The organism is Paenibacillus sp. P4_A7, assembly GCF_056402455.1.
In genome coordinates, this window is sequence record NZ_JBFUHJ010000481.1 from 1 (window position 1) to 4082 (window position 4082).

At 39.3% G+C, this 4082-nt stretch carries 4 protein-coding genes; all 4 read right to left on the bottom strand.

Features of this window, described 5'->3' with window-relative positions; all coding sequences use genetic code 11:
* On the bottom strand, positions 1-426 hold a 426-nt coding region (locus tag AC1DWN_RS29230; protein ID WP_477562396.1), incomplete at its 3' end, for a DUF4956 domain-containing protein.
* A 23-nt stretch (positions 427-449) separates the two neighbouring features.
* The gene (locus AC1DWN_RS29235) at positions 450-1157 is read right to left on the bottom strand and encodes a polyphosphate polymerase domain-containing protein (protein WP_477562397.1); all 708 of its coding nucleotides are present in this window, start codon (positions 1155-1157) and stop codon (positions 450-452) included.
* 30 nt (positions 1158-1187) lie between these two features.
* Positions 1188-2903: a CotH kinase family protein gene (locus AC1DWN_RS29240; RefSeq protein WP_477562398.1), complete on the bottom strand. Its 1716-nt coding sequence runs from the start codon at positions 2901-2903 to the stop codon at positions 1188-1190.
* A gap of 24 nt (positions 2904-2927) precedes the next feature.
* Positions 2928-4082: exopolysaccharide Pel transporter PelG (pelG, locus tag AC1DWN_RS29245; RefSeq protein WP_477562399.1), on the bottom strand; the 1155-nt coding region annotated here is incomplete at its 5' end.

Here is a 4082-nt window from a genome sequence, read left to right on the forward strand (position 1 = left end):
CAATATAAACAATACGATACAGACTGCGATAGAACCAAAAACAGCAATTGGGTATATTTTAGCACCCGTTGCAATTCCTACAGTAACTGCCCAGAACGTATACATGATATCCAACGGGTCTTTGACAGCTGTTCTGAACCTAATAATACTAAGTGCTCCTACCATCCCCAGCGAGAGGACGATGTTCGTACTAATGGTCATAATAATTAATGTCGTTAGCATCGTCATAATTACAAAAGTCACATTATAGTTATGACTATAAACGACACCGCGAAATGTTTTTTGGTACGTCCAATAAATCAACATCCCTAGTAAAAAAGAAATGACAAGCCCATACACCAGTTCTATTACGGAAACTTGCCTGAATGAATCCAACTCCAGAACACTTTTCTTAATAATATCCGAAAAATTAATTGCATCTCCCATATAGAAAAATCCCTTCCGTACGTCTAGTCTGCGTACATCTTTCTCTTTTCTTTGCAAATCACATATTTTGATATCGTTGATCGATTATGCGTGGACATTTGTACAAGACCATATACAAACTCTGGTAGAAATTGATTGTACTTTACTTCCAATATCGTTTTCGGGCCTTCAATTGACTCTACCGTTACAAGATGCGGATCAAATATATCAAAGGACTGTATACTCGCCGAAAGGTATTTGTCAAACGTTATACGTACATCACTGACCGGATAAATGTACGCCTCCCGAACGTAATCAACAACAACAGCAGGCTTCATATATCCATGCTTAGCATCGAAATAAAAGTCTCTTATAAGCGGGTTGTCCGATTCTCTTATACATTCGAAATTACCGTTCATTATGCTGTCGCATTGCACTCTAGTTAGACTGGCTGATTCTTTCGCAATATAATCGTGATACTTGCTTTTTCGCTCCAGCTTGATGACTGTATCACTTTTGTTATAAATACGAATGCGATATTTTTTACGTTGAAAAATGCCGTTATTTTTATCAATCAGGGCTGCTTCGTGCACATTATCAAAATATAGGCTGCGTATGTGGTAGCCTTCCTTGCCTATCGAATTTTTGTCCATAGTCAACACCGAGCTTATTCGATCTTGCAGCCCGATATATTCATGATTATGAATATAGTATTTCATTTCATGGCGTAGCTTTTTGCCTGCAAATTGCATGATTTACTTATTCCCTTCCCCTAATATCCATTAATCCACATAAAAATCTCTAACACTAAAAAACCTATTGTTATCTATATCCTGATACACGTCAAAAGCAACACCCTCATTGCCTTTGGAGTCTATGACCTTAACTTTCCAATAGTATTTTCCTTTAGCAAGACCCTCTACCGTAATAGACAAATCCGTAAGCTTAATATCCTTTATCGGGCTGGTGAAGGACGGATTTTTGGATATTTGGAACCGATAGGTTAGATCGTCTCCTTGAAGATCGTATGATGTATCCCAATTGAATTTGGAAGCCGTGCCGACCTGCTCCATCTCACCCATATAAAACGGCATCGGATTCTCAAGCATAGCCTTGAATTTGCTTTCAGCCGTTTCCGGTAATTTCTTCATTTGTTCCAATTCATTTGGGTATTCTTTAATAGGTCTCGGCATTTCTTCCAAATCCGGCAGTCGATGAACAAATTTCGATACAATCGGATTATAGGAATCAATGAACGCAGACGTTTGTTTATAATTAATAATGGGCTTTAACTGCTCCATTTTATCCAGCAGCTGCTGCACATTTTCAGCGTTTTTAAAAAATCGCTTCTGAAGAGTGTTACCCCAATAATTAGCAATCCCTCTTTGCCAAGGTGCTCGTCTCTTCGAGCTGTCTTCATCAAAATCAGCATCTCCCCACCCTCCATCATAATCCCACGGAAGAAAAAACCATTTATTTGAATTCAATGGAGAGTAGAGTAGAAAGTTTTGGTTGATCGTATCGTAGTTGTCCATTAAAATATTGACGGCCATCCATGTCAGGAAATTGTCACGATCAAAGTGCTTGTCGAATACCTCATCGAAGGGCAAAGAGAAATTATTAATATCCTCTATCATAAGAAGCAGCTTCTCGTGCTCATTGCTTCCTTTCACTTCGAGAACCGAGCTAAACTTCTTCTCGTCGTAGCCTGGATCATCCACTTTTTTCAAAGCATCCTTACTTGGTAAAAACTCGAAATTAACTGTTTTGTATAAATGTCCTTTTTTATCCAGTCCATGTGAAGCCAAAAATGTCTTATTAGGCTGTTCAATTTGCGTATAAAGACCGTAATCAACAAAGCCGGCTTTCTCTCCACTCGTCTGGTCCTTGACATATAAATGAACAAACTGCGTTCTCAGACTTGTGAAATCAGGTATTAATTTGAAATAATCAAAGCTCAGCTTGTTTCGCATTCTAGTAGAATCATAGGCGTGCTTAACAAGATTGATCGTTTTTTGATTACGCCATAATCCAGCTTCTTCGTATAGTTTGATTTTGAAAGACTTTTGTTTGGCTCTAATGGTAGATTTTCCTCTAATTGATATGACACCATTAGCATGTGTATCCGTGTATCCAAAGAGGCCACTTTGCGGTCCATTTTCTGTACCCTGCTGTAAAATGACTTCCATAGCTTTTTCTTCTGTATTTTGTTCAACTCGATTAATGCTATTAAATTCCTTCCAAGAGAGCGGATGCTCCGCTGTGAGATTGTCTTCCGTTACGGTTAAATAAAAATTAATGACTCCATCGTCGTTCTCCTCAGTATATACACTGCGATCCTCTACCAACTTCGTACTGTAAGCAGCAGCTGCTTCACCCTTGCTTTCTATTTCTTCAACCGGCAAAGGCTCCTCATTAACTGCCGTACAGCCGCTAAGAATGGCAAGGCCAATCACAACTGCGCATGACACCTTGCCTACTCGATTATAAATTTTCATCACATCCTCCTTAAAAGCAAACATTCATTCCACCTGGCGGCTCTGTCTTAAGAGCCTCGTATATTTATTGTCATACTCCTTCGCAACAAGCGGCTGCGCGCTGAATGTATAATAGTTTAGATTGCGGAGCAAATAGATAAGTCTTCCGAGCGCAAGCAGCAACGTAATAAATGAAGCTATAAAGAAGGAAAAGCCTTGCTCCCCAAGTGCGACGGAAATGATCGTCAAGCTGGTATTCAACAAGAGAAATATGGCCGCAAGTCCAACCGAGCCCTTCCTATCATCAAAATAAAGCAGCAATAAAGTTACGATATTAAAAATAATATAAGAGAAAAATCCCATTACAAGAATGTTATATACATCAACCTGAGCAGATGTAAACCCGATATAAGGAAGAAACCGAATACCAAGCGCGACGGCAATAATTGAGAAAAACAGCTGTACCCCCATAATCATCGACAACTGCTGGACAAGAATTTTGTACATATCACGCATTGATCGGTTAATATCTGTAATAGACCCTCGATTCAAAATTGCATTATAATAGCTGCGGAATTTTGGGTAAAAGGCTGTTTCCATTGAAACAACGAACATAATCAGAGTGGGTATAGCCGATATAAACGCGTAATATACCGCTATGTCATATTCAGGAGCCATTAGAAAAACGCCCCCTACCATTCGTCCGGCTTCTCCAAACCATTGTACGAATTGATGTGCATATAACCCGAGAGCAGTTAAAAAACCTATTGCAATAAGTGAAGGATATTTACGGATATAAGCAAAAAAAGATAGGCTTGGAAGCTGCTTGTCTGTCTTGAAAAAACGTTCAATTTGAAAAAGCAGCATACCCGCAGTAACAGCAAAGCCCGTATCTATCGCGAACAATATATATGAAATGGAATAKCTGTCTAATCCCTTCAACACAGCAAGAACAAGCAGCAATGAAATAATCGCTCCTGTAACAAAGGCGATTACAATTTTGCGAACTTCTTTCATCGCTGTTATGAATATAGTCTGTGTCCAAATCGTTATAAGCGTCATATACAAGGCAAAAAAGGCGATCTTCTCCACGAACGGTAAGTCTGCAAGCAGTAGAAATAGAAGCGCTGGGATACTGCCGATCAAATAGTTAAGCTTCAAGCTGCCTCGAAAGGAGGGTAACAGAGCCCCGAAATATCC

What these genes read in the sequence shown, in the direction of transcription:
- AC1DWN_RS29235 (WP_477562397.1), bottom strand. Translation starts at nt 1,157, where the DNA reads ATGCAATTTGCAGGCAAAAAGCTACGCCATGAAATGAAATACTATATT.
- AC1DWN_RS29240 (WP_477562398.1), bottom strand. Translation starts at nt 2,903, where the DNA reads ATGAAAATTTATAATCGAGTAGGCAAGGTGTCATGCGCAGTTGTGATT.